This is a genomic window from Jatrophihabitans telluris (assembly GCF_023516435.1).
GTDB classification, from domain to species: domain Bacteria; phylum Actinomycetota; class Actinomycetes; order Mycobacteriales; family Jatrophihabitantaceae; genus Jatrophihabitans_A; species Jatrophihabitans_A telluris.
In genome coordinates this window covers 1456562-1469374 of the sequence record NZ_CP097332.1, presented here as the reverse complement: position 1 = coordinate 1469374, position 12813 = coordinate 1456562, and the positions used below count along the sequence as shown (strand labels likewise).

Annotated in this window: 14 protein-coding genes and 1 pseudogene; 6 read left to right on the top strand and 9 right to left on the bottom strand. The window is 68.8% G+C overall.

Annotated features, from left to right (window positions below; translation table 11 throughout):
• Positions 1–58 precede the first annotated feature (58 nt).
• A complete protein-coding gene (locus M6D93_RS06965) occupies positions 59–622 on the top strand; it encodes a PPA1309 family protein (protein ID WP_249773632.1) in 564 nt (187 codons plus the stop codon).
• 22 nt (positions 623–644) lie between these two features.
• Here the strand turns inward: M6D93_RS06965 and M6D93_RS06960 are convergent, their stop codons facing one another.
• Together M6D93_RS06960 and M6D93_RS06955 are read right to left on the bottom strand one after the other, a co-directional pair.
• Complete coding sequence (locus M6D93_RS06960) at positions 645–1673, bottom strand: YlbL family protein (RefSeq protein ID WP_249773631.1); 1029 nt, start codon at positions 1671–1673, stop codon at positions 645–647.
• A 10-nt stretch (positions 1674–1683) separates the two neighbouring features.
• Complete coding sequence (locus tag M6D93_RS06955; protein WP_249773630.1) at positions 1684–1950, bottom strand: hypothetical protein; 267 nt, start codon at positions 1948–1950, stop codon at positions 1684–1686.
• A gap of 148 nt (positions 1951–2098) precedes the next feature.
• Between M6D93_RS06955 and M6D93_RS06950 the strand changes: the two genes are divergently transcribed.
• Positions 2099–3583, top strand: a complete 1485-nt coding sequence (locus tag M6D93_RS06950) for a zinc-dependent metalloprotease (protein WP_249773629.1) — start codon at positions 2099–2101, stop codon at positions 3581–3583.
• Here M6D93_RS06950 and M6D93_RS19510 read toward each other — a convergent pair.
• Positions 3574–4209, bottom strand: a pseudogene (locus tag M6D93_RS19510) (M48 metallopeptidase family protein); the annotation flags it as partial. The gene M6D93_RS06950 and the pseudogene M6D93_RS19510 overlap by 10 nt on opposite strands.
• A gap of 207 nt (positions 4210–4416) precedes the next feature.
• On the opposite strand from M6D93_RS19510, the gene M6D93_RS06945 reads away from it, so the two are divergent.
• Positions 4417–5523 carry a ThiF family adenylyltransferase gene (locus M6D93_RS06945; RefSeq protein WP_249773628.1) on the top strand — a complete coding sequence of 369 codons (1107 nt, stop codon included), beginning with the start codon at positions 4417–4419 and terminating at the stop codon, positions 5521–5523.
• Entirely contained in the window at positions 5520–6830 is a 1311-nt protein-coding gene (locus tag M6D93_RS06940; protein WP_249773627.1) for an ABC1 kinase family protein, read from the top strand. The genes M6D93_RS06945 and M6D93_RS06940 overlap by 4 nt, the downstream gene beginning before the upstream one ends.
• A gap of 23 nt (positions 6831–6853) precedes the next feature.
• Here the strand turns inward: M6D93_RS06940 and M6D93_RS06935 are convergent, their stop codons facing one another.
• The 5 genes from M6D93_RS06935 to M6D93_RS06915 form a co-directional block, all read right to left on the bottom strand.
• Positions 6854–7045 (bottom strand): hypothetical protein, encoded by a 192-nt coding sequence (locus M6D93_RS06935; protein ID WP_249773626.1) that lies wholly within the window; start codon positions 7043–7045, stop codon positions 6854–6856.
• Positions 7046–7175: 130 nt separating this feature from the next.
• On the bottom strand, positions 7176–7370 hold the full coding sequence (locus M6D93_RS06930; RefSeq protein ID WP_249773625.1) for a hypothetical protein: 195 nt from the start codon (positions 7368–7370) through the stop codon (positions 7176–7178).
• Positions 7371–7501: 131 nt separating this feature from the next.
• The gene (locus M6D93_RS06925) at positions 7502–7789 is read right to left on the bottom strand and encodes a WhiB family transcriptional regulator (protein ID WP_347343565.1); all 288 of its coding nucleotides are present in this window, start codon (positions 7787–7789) and stop codon (positions 7502–7504) included.
• A 321-nt stretch (positions 7790–8110) separates the two neighbouring features.
• Positions 8111–8377, bottom strand: coding sequence for a hypothetical protein (locus tag M6D93_RS06920; protein ID WP_249773624.1), 267 nt, complete (start codon positions 8375–8377; stop codon positions 8111–8113).
• Positions 8378–8670: 293 nt separating this feature from the next.
• Complete coding sequence (locus tag M6D93_RS06915) at positions 8671–10710, bottom strand: ATP-dependent helicase (RefSeq protein WP_249773623.1); 2040 nt, start codon at positions 10708–10710, stop codon at positions 8671–8673.
• Positions 10711–10931: 221 nt separating this feature from the next.
• Between M6D93_RS06915 and M6D93_RS06910 the strand changes: the two genes are divergently transcribed.
• A complete protein-coding gene (locus M6D93_RS06910) occupies positions 10932–11165 on the top strand; it encodes a mycoredoxin (RefSeq protein WP_249774182.1) in 234 nt (77 codons plus the stop codon).
• 17 nt (positions 11166–11182) lie between these two features.
• A complete protein-coding gene (locus M6D93_RS06905; protein WP_249773622.1) occupies positions 11183–11818 on the top strand; it encodes a nucleoside/nucleotide kinase family protein in 636 nt (211 codons plus the stop codon).
• A gap of 40 nt (positions 11819–11858) precedes the next feature.
• Here M6D93_RS06905 and nudC read toward each other — a convergent pair whose 3' ends face one another.
• A complete protein-coding gene (nudC, locus tag M6D93_RS06900) occupies positions 11859–12812 on the bottom strand; it encodes an NAD(+) diphosphatase (protein ID WP_249773621.1) in 954 nt (317 codons plus the stop codon).
• Between the last annotated feature and the right edge of the window lies 1 nt (position 12813).

Here is a 12813-nt window from a genome sequence, read left to right as displayed (position 1 = left end):
CCGTGCAGGCAACGTACCGAGCACCGCCTCGGTTCCGGCGGATGGCACGATCTAGGACATGACCGAGACGGCCGGAATCGCCGGCGAACCCATCCTGCTCGAGGCCATCGCCGCCGAGATCGAATCCTTCGTGGGTCAGTCCGGCTGGGACAGCCCCACCACTCTGTTCGCGCTGGTACCGACACGTACCCTGGCGGTCGATCCGGCGGCGGCCTCGATTCTGTCCGCCGACGGCAGCCCGCTCGACCCCGAGGAGATTTCCCCGCACGCGCTCACCCCGATCGCGCAGGACGAGCTGCCCGACGGCCCGCTGGACGAAGTGCTGGCCCAGATCGGCTGGCCGCAGGAGGTCGTCGGGTGCGCGGTCAGTCAAGAAATCCTGATGTTGCCCCCGTCGGCCGAGGATGCGCTCGACGACCTGGCCATCGACGAGGCCGTCACCACCGCCGCGACACATCCCGATCGCCGCGAGGCACGTCTGGTGATCGCGGTCCTGAGATCAGGGCGCTCAGCGGGCGTGCTGCGCCTGCGTGGGCTCGACGGGGCCGGTGACGATCTGCTCACCGGCCCGGACCTGGCCCCGAACCTCGCCGGTGCGTTGGCCGCCACGCTGGCGGACTGATCCTCGGCGCGGGGCCGCGTTCTCAGCAGTGGGGAAGGTCCGTCTTGCCGGCCGCGTAGGCGTCGAGCTCGTTGATCGCGTCGGTCATGGTCGAGACCTTGATCACGGTGAGGCCGGAGGGCACGTTGCCACGCACGTCAGGACAGTTGCTGGACGGGGCGAGGAAAACCGACGCGCCATCGCGCTTGGCACCGAGCATCTTCAACTGAATCCCACCGATCTGGCCGACATTTCCCTGAGCGTCGATCGTGCCCGTACCGGCCACGATCTTGCCGTGGGTCAGGTCGTCGGTACCCAGCTTGTCGACGATGCCGAGGGCGAACATCAGGCCGGCTGAGGGGCCGCCGATCCCGCTCAGGCCAAGGGCGATGTTGAACGGCGGCAGGCACCCGGAGGTCAGCGCGATCCCGAGCCGAGGGGTGGTCGAACCCGCTGCGGCGGCGCCGAGGGTCAGCTTCAACGTGGTCTCGATGCCGTTGCGCAGTACGAGCGCCGGCACCGAGTCACCCGGCTTGAGCGTCTTGAGGACGGCCAGCAGGCCGGTGTCATCACTGACCTTGGTGCCGTTGAGGGACTCGAAGACGTCCCCAGGCTTGAGCACTCCCTTGTTCGGAGAGGTATCGCTGACCGAGCTGACGCCGAACCCTCGCGGGTACTTCAGGTAGCAGGCGGCGGCTGCGACCGCCGCGTCCTGGGACTCGATGAAGTCCTGCTTGTCCTGAGCGTCGGTCTGCTGCTGGGTCTGCCCAGGCGGATAGATGCTGTCGTGAGGCACAACGACCTCGTCGTGGGCCAGCCAACCCCGCAGGGCGCCCGCGACGGTGGTGTCCTGCGTTTCCACCGAGACCGTGGTGAGGTTGAGGCTGCCACTGGTTTTGGCCACCGCATGACCCTGGATCGAGATGATGTCGGCGCCGTTGTCGCGGCCCAACGTGTTCACCGTGGGTCCTGGGGACATGACGACGTACGGCACCCGGAGGAGGAACAGGGCGCCGCCGAGCGCGATGATCAGCACCACGCCGACGAGCAGGGTGCGCAACTGGCGAGACATTGTCGACACCTTAGCTGGCTGGCGGCATCTCTCGTCCCGCCGGCGGCTGATCGCCGACCAACTGGACGACCATGTTGTGCGGCTCCGACCCGGCACCGAACCGCCCGTCCGCCGTGGACAGGGCCGCGAGCAACGCCTGGTGCTGCTGCATCGCGCGGCGTGCGGCCGGGTGCGCCCGCCCGCTATCGCGCAACGCCCGCCACCACACCACCAGCGCGGCGGCAACCGTCGCCGCCAGCGGTGCCAGCAGCCAGTACGCCCACGCCAGATTGGTCACGCCCGCAGGCTAACGCTCACTCCCGGCGAGATCACGGATGCGCGCCGTGATCGGCCGTTGCGCCGGTTGTTCGCTGTGAGCAGAGAACGCGACCGCGGATATCGGGCACGCAGCTACGGCGGAGGCCGTTGGCACTACCGTGACTGGTATGAGCAACTTCGGCTTCGGATTCGGATCGGGTGCGGGCGGGGACGGGGACGACCTGTCCGGCAAGGTCCCCTTGTTCGCCGAACTCCAGCGATTGCTGTCGGGTGCCGGCGGCCCGGTGAACTGGGATCTCGCCCGACAGCTGGCGATCTCCTCGCTGGCCGCCGGCCACCGGGCGGTGACTCCGGCCCAGACCGCGGAGGTCACCGAAGCAATCCACCTCGCCGACCTCTGGCTGGACGACACCACCGACCTGCCATCGGGCGTCAGCACTACGGCCGCGTGGAGCCAGGTCGACTGGGTTGAGAAGACCATCGACTCGTGGGCGGCGATCTGCGACCCGGTCGCCGGACGCGTGGTGAGCGCGATGTCCGGCGCGCTTCCTGCGGACGTTGCCGAGCAGGCCGGCCCGATGGCGCCGATGATGTCGCAGCTCGGGGGCCTGATGTTCGGTGCCCAGCTCGGGCAGGGCCTGGCCGCGCTCGCCGGTGAGGTTGTCTCGGCGACCGAGATCGGCCTGCCGTTGGGCCCGGCCGGGACTGCCGCGCTGGTCAGCGCCAACGTCGACGCGCTGGCCTCCGAGCTGTCGCGACCCGTGGCGGAGGTCCGGCTGTTCCTCGCCCTGCGAGAAGCCGCCCATCACCGTCTGTTCGGGCACGTCCCCTGGCTGCGACAGAACCTGATCGACGCCATCGACGCCTACGGGCGGGGCATCTCGATCGATCCTCAGGCCATCCAGTCGGCGATCAGCCAGATCGACCCGAGCAATCCCGAGTCGCTGCAAACCGCGCTGTCGGGTGGACTGTTCGAGCCCGAGGACACGCAAGCCCAGAAGCTGGCGCTGCGGCGCCTGGAAACCCTGCTCGCGCTGGTCGAGGGCTGGGTGGACACGGTGGTCAGCGAGGTCGCCGGTTCCCGGATGGCGACCGGCGACGCATTGGCTGAAGCGATCCGCCGAAGGCGCGCGGCAGGCGGTCCCGCCGAGCAGACCTTCGCCACGCTGGTTGGGCTTGAACTCAGGCCCCGACGGCTGCGAGAAGCCGCGACCCTGTGGGCGACCATGACCGCGCGCTACGGCACCTCAGACCGGGACAGCCTCTGGAACCACCCCGATCTCCTACCGAGCGCCGACGATCTCGACGATCCGGAGGGCTTCTCAGCCCGGCACGGGTCGATCTCGGACGACGAGCGGTCAGCGTTCGACGAGCTGGCCGGTCTGCTGGCCGATGCCGAGTCCAGCGCGGCCCCAGGCGGGGACCAGCCCACCAACAGCGCCACGTCTGAGGCGGGCAGCCCGCCCGCGGGCGTTGATCCGACCTCCGATCCTCAGAAGAGCACGTCGGAGGCCGGTCCGTCCGATGATGCATCGCTGAAGGCCGCGCCGTCTGACGAGGCATCGCCGGACGCGGGATCGCCGGACGCGGGATCGTCGGACGCGGGATCGTCGGACGACCATCCCGGCGACAGCAGGTCTGCGGGTAGCTGACCGGCGATCGCGAACCCTTCCAGGTAGCCGCGAGCTCGTTCGGTGCGCGGGTAGCGGTTGGCCCAGGACCAGAAACGTGGTCCGTGCCCGGGCTCGAGCAGGTGACACAGCTCGTGCACGAGGACGTAGTCGATGACCCAGTCAGGCATCGATTGCAGGCGGTGTGAAAGCCGGATGCTGCCCTCGGCTGGGGTGCAAGACCCCCACCGTTGGTTCATGTTGCGCACCCACCGTACGCTGTCCGGGCTAGCGCGACCGTCCAGGTGCGCGCGAGACAGTGCCCGGGCGCGCTCGGCGAGTCGTTGATCAGTGGGCCGGCCACGGCGACTGGACTCACCTCGCTCGCGGCTGATGATCTTGTCCACCAGGTCGGCCACCAATCGCGCCTCGTCGGCCCGGCTGAGGCGGGCGGGCACCAGCACGACGATGGATTCGCCGCTTCGGTACGCCGACACGGTTCGCCGCCGCCGAGCGCTTCGCCGGATCTCGACCACCGGGGACGGAGAAGGCACAGCAGGGGGTGACGGGCTCGCCGGGCGCTCATCCGCGCGGAGCGATCCCAATGGCACGCTGGACCGTTGCGGGGGACGCCCTGAACCAGGAGCGGCGGGATAGGACTTCGGCACCGGCCCAGCGTATGACCTGCCTCGGACAACCTCCCCCGTTGTCCACAGGTTTCGACCCTTCATCCAGTCCTTCGTCGGCGAGTCGTCCGCAGGTTATCCACAACTGGCTCCACAAGTGTGGACATGGAGTTGAGGGTTACCCGAGGCGTTCAAGCGCCTGTGGAAAACCGGCCGGACCTGTCGGCCGGATGTGTCAAGGTGCTGCCCATGTCAGCTCAACCGTCCCCGCTGGTCCGTCCGTCAGGCCACCTCAACACCGGTGCTGCCGTGCTGTGGCGCGACACCGACGTCGTTCAACTCGAGCTCGGCCACCGCCGGCTCGTTCTCGACCAGCTGGACACACATGCACTGGCCCAATTACTCGGGCCCGGGCCCGATGAGGATGCGTCGCCCGACCGAGCATCACCTGCCCATCCGGTCGACTCCGGCGACTACCCGCCCGACCCGACGATCCCCAAGCTCCGCCACGCCCTGTGTGAGGCAGGCCTGCTGACCGTTCCCGACCCGGTCGAAGCGCACGAGCCTCAGCTGAGCGCGCGACTTTGGGCCGATCGCAGTGCGCTGGCCGCCGACTTCGGCGGTCAGGCCGACCAGGTGCTGCACGCTCGCGCCAATTCCATCGTCATCGTTCGGGGACGCTCGCGGATCGCCGCCGGCGTCGCCAGCACCCTCGCCGCAGCCGGGCTCGGGTGGGTTCACGTTGCGACATCGGGGGAGGTATCAGCCGCTGAAACGTGTCCCGGGGGGCTCGACGCGCGCGATGAAGGCAGGCGGTTCGCCCTCGCGGGAGCCGAGGCAGTGCACCGGGTCGCGCCGACGACCGAAACCGCCCGCCCCGGCGACGACCGGCAAGCCGATCTGGTCGTGCTCACCGATCCATCCGACACCGAAGCGATCGCGCCGAGCCTGCAGCGCGACGGTATCGCCCATCTGGAGGCGGGCGTGACGGGCCGCCACGCCGTCATCGGGCCCCTGGTCGTCCCGGGGTCCAGCAGTTGTCTGAACTGCGCGGACCTGCACCGTCGGGACCGCGACCCCGGCTGGCCGCTTCTCGCGGTCCAGCTGACCGCCAATGCCGGACGCCGGATTTCCTCCGACGTCGCCTTGTGTGTCGCGACGGCGGGGGTGGTGGCTCAGGAAGTCCTGAGCTTTCTCGATTCCGGCGGGGCGGCCACGATGAACGGAACTCTGGAATGGCAGCTGCCCGATTTCCGGCTGAGACGGCGCAGCTGGCCCCCTCATCCCGCCTGCGGCTGTGGCGTGTCAGCGGGATCGCTACCCAGACTGCAGAATGGTGAGGTGATCCGCCGATGAACGACATACCGCAGCGCGGGGTTGCCCGCACCGCGCAGCTGGCCAAACTCCCTCTCGGCGTCGCCGGTCGAGCGACCCTCGGATTGGGGAAGAGACTGTCCGGCCGGACCGCGGCGGATGTGCAGGCCGAGCTGTCGCAGCGAACGGCCGAGCAACTGTTCGCCGTGCTCGGTCAGCTCAAGGGCGGCGCCATGAAGTTCGGCCAGGCTCTGTCGGTCTTCGAGGCAGCGCTGCCGGAGGAGTCGGCCGCGCCGTACCGGGAAGCGCTCACCAAGCTTCAGGAAGCCGCGCCCCCAATGCCGGCAAGCACCATGCACCGCGTCCTCGACGAACAGTTCGGCCGCAGCTGGCGAGATCGCTTTCAGTCCTTCGACGATCAGCCCGCCGCAGCGGCGTCGATCGGGCAGGTGCACCGCGGTGTCTGGGCTGATGGGCGCGCGGTAGCGGTCAAGGTTCAGTACCCAGGGGCCGGGCCGGCCCTGCTGGCGGATTTCAACCAGCTGTCCCGGTTCGCCAAGCTGTTCGGTCGTCTTTCACCCGGGCTGGACGTCAAACCATTGCTGGCCGAGCTGCGCGCCCGGGTCACGGAAGAACTCGATTACACGCTGGAGGCGAACTCTCAACGGCAGTTCGTTACGGCCTACGCCGATGATCCCGACATCGTGGTCCCGCGCGTGGTTGCCAGCGCACCGAAGGTGGTGGTGTCCGAATGGCTCGACGGCACGCCCCTCTCTCAGATCATCGCCGGCGGCACTCCGCTGCAGCGTGATCGGGCCGGCGAGCTGCTAGCGCTGCTGCACTTCTCCGCACCACAGCGCGCCGGGTTGCTGCACGCCGACCCCCATCCGGGAAACTTCCGCCTCTTGTCCGACGGCCGGCTCGGTGTGCTGGACTTCGGCGCGGTCGCGCGGCTTCCCAACGGCACGCCGGAACCTCTCGGCCGGATCACCCGACTGGTGCTCGACGGCGACGTCGAGGCTGTGATCAGCGCAATGCAGGCTGAGAACTTCATTCGGCCCGGCATCGACATCGACGCGGCCAAGGTCATGGACTACCTCAGGCCGATCCTCGAGCCGCTGGCCGAGCCGGAATTCACCTTCACCCGTGAATGGATGCGCGAGCAGGCCGCGCGCATCGGCGACCCTCGCAACGAGGCGGCAAGAGTGGGCCGGATGCTGAACCTGCCGCCGGAGTATCTGCTTCTGCATCGAGTGACCCTTGGCTCGATCGGGGTGCTCTGCCAGCTCGGGTCCACGGCTCCCTACCGCCAAATAGCCGAACAGTGGCAGCCCGGTTTCAAGGTCTGATCGACGTCAGCACCAAGCACGGCTCACCACCACTCGGGGTCGAGCTTCGCCTCCATCGACCGCACGCTCAAGCTCACACATGCCGGACAGGTCCAGCGAACGCGCTCGCCTTCGCGATCCATGGCCCAGGTGAGTGGAGGGTCGCCGTCGCGCCCGGGATCGCTGATGCGTCCGCATCGCTGGCAGTGCACCGTGCTCGCGATTGATTCGGCCACGAACACAGTGAACCGCAGAACGATGTGCAACGGGGGCTGATCGCAATAGCGACCAGCCCCCGTTGACGGCGCGGAGAGTTCCAGTCCGCCTTGGGTGGACCGTGGCTGACTGCCCTGCGTTCTAGCCTGATCAGGCGGCGAGTTGGTAGTCGGCCGAGTGCTCGGCGAGCCGCCGCTGCGAACGAGCGGCCCGTCGTGCCGAGAACGCCGCCAGGCGCTGCCACAAGCGGGCTGAAGCCAGCTCGTTGGACAGCCGCATGTGCGCCGCGTGAGCATGCTGCTCACGCATTCGCTCACGCGCGAGTGCTTCGTACTGGGAATACATGGTGAGGCTCCTTGCAAGAGAAGATGTCGAATAGGCTGATCGGGAAAGGACGATCGACGTCTGCCGGCCGGATTCGATGGCCGACCGAAAATCGGTCATCACTCGGTCCGGGCTGGGACCGTGGCTGGTAGTCACGCGGCGACCTCGTTCTTGCGCGGACGGCCGCGGGGCCGCTTGCGCGCGATGACCGCGCCCTGGCTGAAGATCTCGCCACCCCAGACGCCCCACGGCTCACGCCGGTCGAGCGCGCCGGCGAGGCAGCCGGTGCGGACGGGGCACCCGGCGCAGTGCGCCTTGGCCTGCTCGAGTTCGCTGGGTGATTCGGCGAACCAGAGGTCGGAATCGCCGACCTGGCAGGGCAGATCTTCGATGTCGGCCCCGAAGGCCGGATCGATGGTCGGGACGAGCGGTTCGCAGATCGAGATCGCGGCCGGGGATGGGGCCGCAACCCGCGCGAGCAACTCCTGCTCGGTCAGCACGGGAGTGGCATACACGTCGGGTCACCTCCTTGTTTCTTGTCTACTTCGGTTTCGGATCGGGTTCGGGTCGGGATCGGTGTGGGTGGATTCGGCACTGGCATCAGCGGACTCGCTACGAGCACTTCCTCTGTCTGGACTCGGCGATCGAGTCGAAATCATCGGCCAGCCGGCCGAACGGCGGTGTTGAGTTGTTCCGGAAATGACAGAGGCCGCGGTTCCCGGTCAGGGAATCCGCGGCCTCGAGAGGTTTCGCTCTGAAACTCAGAGCGGTATCTCCCGAGGAGGGCGGGCCTGACCGAACGTGCCTTCGGTCATTCCGGTGCTGGCGCTGCGATCGCGGTGGTCGGCCTGCTTGGCGACGAGTGCCTCCGAAGCCGCGACGTCGGCAGAAGCCGACACGTCGACAGAAGCCGGGACAGCCACGTACGCCGGGACAGTCATGTACGCCGGGGCAGTCACATACGCCGGGACAGCAGAGAAGGCAGCCGGGATCCCCGCGACTGCGATCAGGTTCAAGTTCGTGGACATTCGGCACCTCCTTCGGTGGTCTCGGCGAGCAGCGGGTCGAACCGGCCAAACTGGTCTGTCTCTCGACTGAGCAGCACGAGGCCCCACCGCACGCGGGTTGTTTGTTTGTGTGTACGCGAGATTAGCGGGTCGATGTTGGACCGCACAATTGATTTTCAAAGATTGACCGAAAGTCGCTGACAAATGTCAGGAAATCGGTGCCCGAGCGGGCCGTCGGCGACCCCGGGGCATGCCGCCAGCTCGTGCGAGATTCTCCCTATTCACAAGGGGTTTGCTCAATGCACGTTACGCGTTCAGTCCACGTCCACCGGCTCGGGATCCGCACCGGCCAACACCGCCAGCACCGGTACCGCGTAGCGCGCGAGCTTCGTCGGGCCGACTCCCGGGATGTGCGCCAGGGCGGCCTCGTCCTGCGGATCACCGTCGGCTATCGCCACCAGCGTCGCGTCGGAGAAGACGACATAGGCCGGCACCCCCTGAGACTCGGCCTGCTTCTTGCGCCACGCCCGCAACCGACCGAAGGTGGCGGCATCGTCGGACTGCGGCACGACCTTGGCCTTCTTCGCCGGACCAGACTGCCGCGGCGTCGCGCCGGGACGCAGCCCATCGAGCAGGCGACTCGGACGGCGACGGCGGGCTTGGCCGGGATTGCGGGCCAGCGCCCAGGACAGCGCCAGCCGCTGCCGGGCACGGGTGACTCCGACGTAGAGCAGCCGCCGCTCCTCGGCCTGCTGCTCGGGCGTCGTCGCGTGCTGGATCGGGATGGTTCCGTCCACCAGCCCGACCAGGAACACGGCGTCCCATTCCAGGCCCTTGGCCGAATGCAACGAGGCCAGGGTGATCCCTTGCACCGTCGGTGCGTGCTGGGAGGCCGCTCGCTGCTCCAGGTCGGCGTTGAAGGTGTCCAGGCGGGCCTCGGGCTCCTCGGCGACGAACTGGTCGGCCAGGTCCCGTAGGGCGGCCAAGGACTCCCACCGTTCCCGGGCGGCGCCGCCGGGCGGCGGATGCTCGGGATTCCATCCCACCGACGACAGGACCTCCACGACCAGTTCGGGCAGGGGCACCGTGCCGTCGTCGGCCCGCGCGGCGCCGCGCAACAACACCACTGCCTGCCGGATCTCGGCACGTTCGAAGAACTTCTCGCCGCCCCGCAGGATGTACGGGATGCCCAATTCGGACAGCGCCTGCTCGTAGACCTCAGACTGAGCGTTGATGCGGAACAGCACCGCGATCTCGGCAGCGGGCGTGCCGGCCGCGAGCAACTTCTTGATCGAGGAGGCCACTGAAGTGGCCTCCGCCACCTCGTCGTCGTGCTCGGCGAAGGTGGGCTTCGGCCCGGGGGGACGTTGACCTACGAGCCGCAGCCGGGGCGCGCCCCGTTCACCGCCGGCGGCACTGATGAGCCCGTTGGCCAACTCGACGATCTGCGGAGTCGAGCGATAGTCCCGTTCGAGCCGCACCACCGTCGCTTGGGGATACCGCTCGCCGAAGTCCAGCAGATAGGACGGTCGGGCACCGGCGAAGGAGTAGATGGTCTGGTTTGCGTCGCCCACCACGCAGATGTCGTCGCGGTCGCCCAGCCACCCGGTCAGCAGCCGCTGTTGCAGGGGCGAGACGTCCTGATATTCGTCGATGACGAAGTATCGGTACTGCCCGCGTACCTGAGCCGCGATCCGCTCGTCGGACTCCAGGGCACCGGACATGATCAGCAGCAGATCGGCGAAGTCGATCTCGTTGTTGCGCTGTTTCGCCTCCTCGTAGCCGGCATAGACGTCGGCCACCTTGGCGGGAGTCAGCGAGATCCCGCGATTGGCGCGAGCGGCCGCGGCCACGTAGTCCTGCGGCGAGACCAGCGAGGACTTGGCCCAGTCGATCTCGCTGGCCAGGTCGCGCAGTTCGGCCCGGTCGGTGCGGAGTTTCATGCGATTGGCCGCCTGGATGATCCAACGGATCTGGCTGTCGGCCACCTGCGGCATCGGACCCCCGAGGATCTTCGGGGCGAAGTAGTTCAGCTGGCGCAGGGCCGCCGCGTGGAACGTCCGCGCCTGCACGCCACCGACGCCCAGGGCACGCAAGCGCGTCCGCAGCTCCCCCGCCGCCCGGGCCGTGAAGGTCACGGCCAGTACAGCGTCAGCCGGGACGACACCCGAACGGACGGCGTAGGCGATCCGGTGCGTGATCGCGCGGGTCTTGCCGGTGCCGGCACCGGCAAGGATGCAGACCGGCCCACGAACCGCTTGCGCCGCGGTGCGCTGCTCCGGGTCCAGACCCGACAGCATCGCCGCGGCGGACGTGCCCGCGTCGGCGGGCGGGTTGGTCGGGGCGCTGGTCACCACCCCATCTTGCCAACGACTGCCGACAGTTCTGACCACCCCGGCAGGGACGGTGTCCGCCGGATCCGGCGGGGACGGTGTCCGCCGGACCCGGCGCGCTGGGCCAAGCGGCACCGCCCCCGGGAACATCGGGATCGGGTTAGCGTTGTAGTCCAGAGTGTGGTGGGCGCCCGGCCCGCCCGACCGACCGAGGAGCTCTTGCGGTGACCGCTCAGCTGACGATGTACACCACCTCGTGGTGTGGATACTGCGTCCGACTCAAGAAGGGTCTCGACCAGGCCGGTATCGGTTTCGACGAGGTCAACATCGAGCAGGACGAGTCGGCGGCCGTGCGCGTCATGCAGGTCAACGGCGGCAACCAGACGGTGCCGACATTGGAGTTCGCCGACGGTTCCGCGTTGACGAACCCAACCCTCAAGCAGGTACAGGAGAAGCTGGCCGCGCTTACCCCCTGAGCGGCGCCCCGCTGAACGTGCCTGCCTACACACCGAGCACGCCGGACGGCCTGGCCGGGCAGCTCGCCTCCACGATCACGGCTCTCCCGGCCGCACATCCGGTTCGAGTCGGACTGGACGCGCCGCGATGCGCCGATCTCAACAACATTCTGGCCCGCGTGACCGATCGGCTCGAGCGATCCGGCCGCCAGGTGGCGCTCGTGCGCGCGGAGGACTTCTACCGGGACGCATCGGTGCGCCTGGAGTACGGGCGCACCGACGTCGAGTCGTTCTACTCGGGGTGGCTGGACTCCGCCGCCCTCGCTCGGGAGGTGCTCACGCCCGCCGTGTCGGAGCATCCCCAGTACCTGCCCAGCCTTCGCAACCCCGGCAACAACCGCTCCACCCGAGCGGTCCCCGTCCCGTTGGCCGCCAACGGAGTAGTCCTGATCACGGGCGAGCTCCTGCTGGGCGCCGGCCTGGCCTTCGATCTGTCCGTGTACTTCTCGGTCTCTCGCCAGGCCCGGCGCCGGCTCACCGCCCCCGACTGGGCCTGGACCCTGCCCGCGTGGGACCGCTACGAAATCGAGGTGGACCCGGCCGCCTGCGCCGCGCTCGTGGTCCGGTTCGACGATCCGGCCCGCCCCGCCGTCGCGAGCAGCACCCGAGGCTGAGCCGGCCTGTGTATCCACCGTGGAAGCCGTCGTCGGCGAGCTAGCTGGACGACTCCTCGGCCAGCCAGGTCTCGATGAGCTGGCGAGCTATCGACATGGCCGGTGGCAGCGCCCGCAACTCCGTGCCAGGCCCTGGTACCTCCGACCCCCAGTCCGCCGCGGCCCGCACCTGAGCGCGCGTGAACCAGCCGGCGTCGACGATCTCATCCTCGTCCGGCGTCAGGGCCGGACTTCCGTCGACCTCCGCTGTGAAGCCGAGCATGAGCGAAGCCGGAAAGGGGTGGGGTTGGCTGGCGACGTACCGCACCCGGTGGACCCGGATCCCGACCTCCTCGGCGACCTCACGCACGACGGCAGCCTCGGCCGACTCCCCCGCCTCGACAAAGCCCGCAAGCACCGAACGGCGGCCGGGTGGCCACAGCGGCGAACGGGCGAGCAGGCAACGGTCCTGCTCATCGCGCACGAGCATGATCACGGCGGGATCGGTGCGGGGAAAGTGCTGAGAGCCGTCCTGCGGGCATCGCCGACTCCAGCCCGCCTGGGAGATCTCGGTAATCGCGCCACACCGCGGGCAGTGGGTGTGAGTCTGGTGCCAGCTGTGCAGCGCTGTGGCTGCCGTGAGCAGGCCGACGTCGAGATCGGGCAAGGCAACGCCGAGTTCGCGCAGGCCACGCCAGTCGCCGGCGGGCTCAGCCGTCGGCCCGCCTGCGTGGGCGAGGACCGCGAAGTACGCCAGCCCGTCGAACTCGCCGAGCAGGATCCGGTCACCGTCCAAGCCGACTTCGCCCGGAGCACGCAGGATCAGCCGGCCCTCGGCGTCGACGGCAGCGCGGGAGTCAGCCGACAGCAGGAGCACCCTGCTGGCCGGGTCCCGCCACGCCTGGTCGAGCCACTGCTCGTCAGTGCGGCGATGGGCGGCCCGGTCGTGCGCCGAGCGTGCAAGCACCGGAATCCCGACGCCGGTCAGCGGCGGCAGCACGCGTTCGTCGGCCACC

Bases quoted from the DNA above. Each gene is read 5' to 3' on its own strand.
- M6D93_RS06965 (WP_249773632.1), top strand. From the start codon at position 59: ATGACCGAGACGGCCGGAATCGCCGGCGAACCCATCCTGCTCGAGGCC.
- M6D93_RS06950 (WP_249773629.1), top strand. From the start codon at position 2,099: ATGAGCAACTTCGGCTTCGGATTCGGATCGGGTGCGGGCGGGGACGGG.
- M6D93_RS06940 (WP_249773627.1), top strand. From the start codon at position 5,520: ATGAACGACATACCGCAGCGCGGGGTTGCCCGCACCGCGCAGCTGGCC.
- M6D93_RS06960 (WP_249773631.1), bottom strand. From the start codon at position 1,673: ATGTCTCGCCAGTTGCGCACCCTGCTCGTCGGCGTGGTGCTGATCATC.
- M6D93_RS06945 (WP_249773628.1), top strand. From the start codon at position 4,417: ATGTCAGCTCAACCGTCCCCGCTGGTCCGTCCGTCAGGCCACCTCAAC.
- M6D93_RS06920 (WP_249773624.1), bottom strand. From the start codon at position 8,377: ATGTCCACGAACTTGAACCTGATCGCAGTCGCGGGGATCCCGGCTGCC.
- M6D93_RS06930 (WP_249773625.1), bottom strand. From the start codon at position 7,370: ATGTATTCCCAGTACGAAGCACTCGCGCGTGAGCGAATGCGTGAGCAG.
- M6D93_RS06910 (WP_249774182.1), top strand. From the start codon at position 10,932: ATGTACACCACCTCGTGGTGTGGATACTGCGTCCGACTCAAGAAGGGT.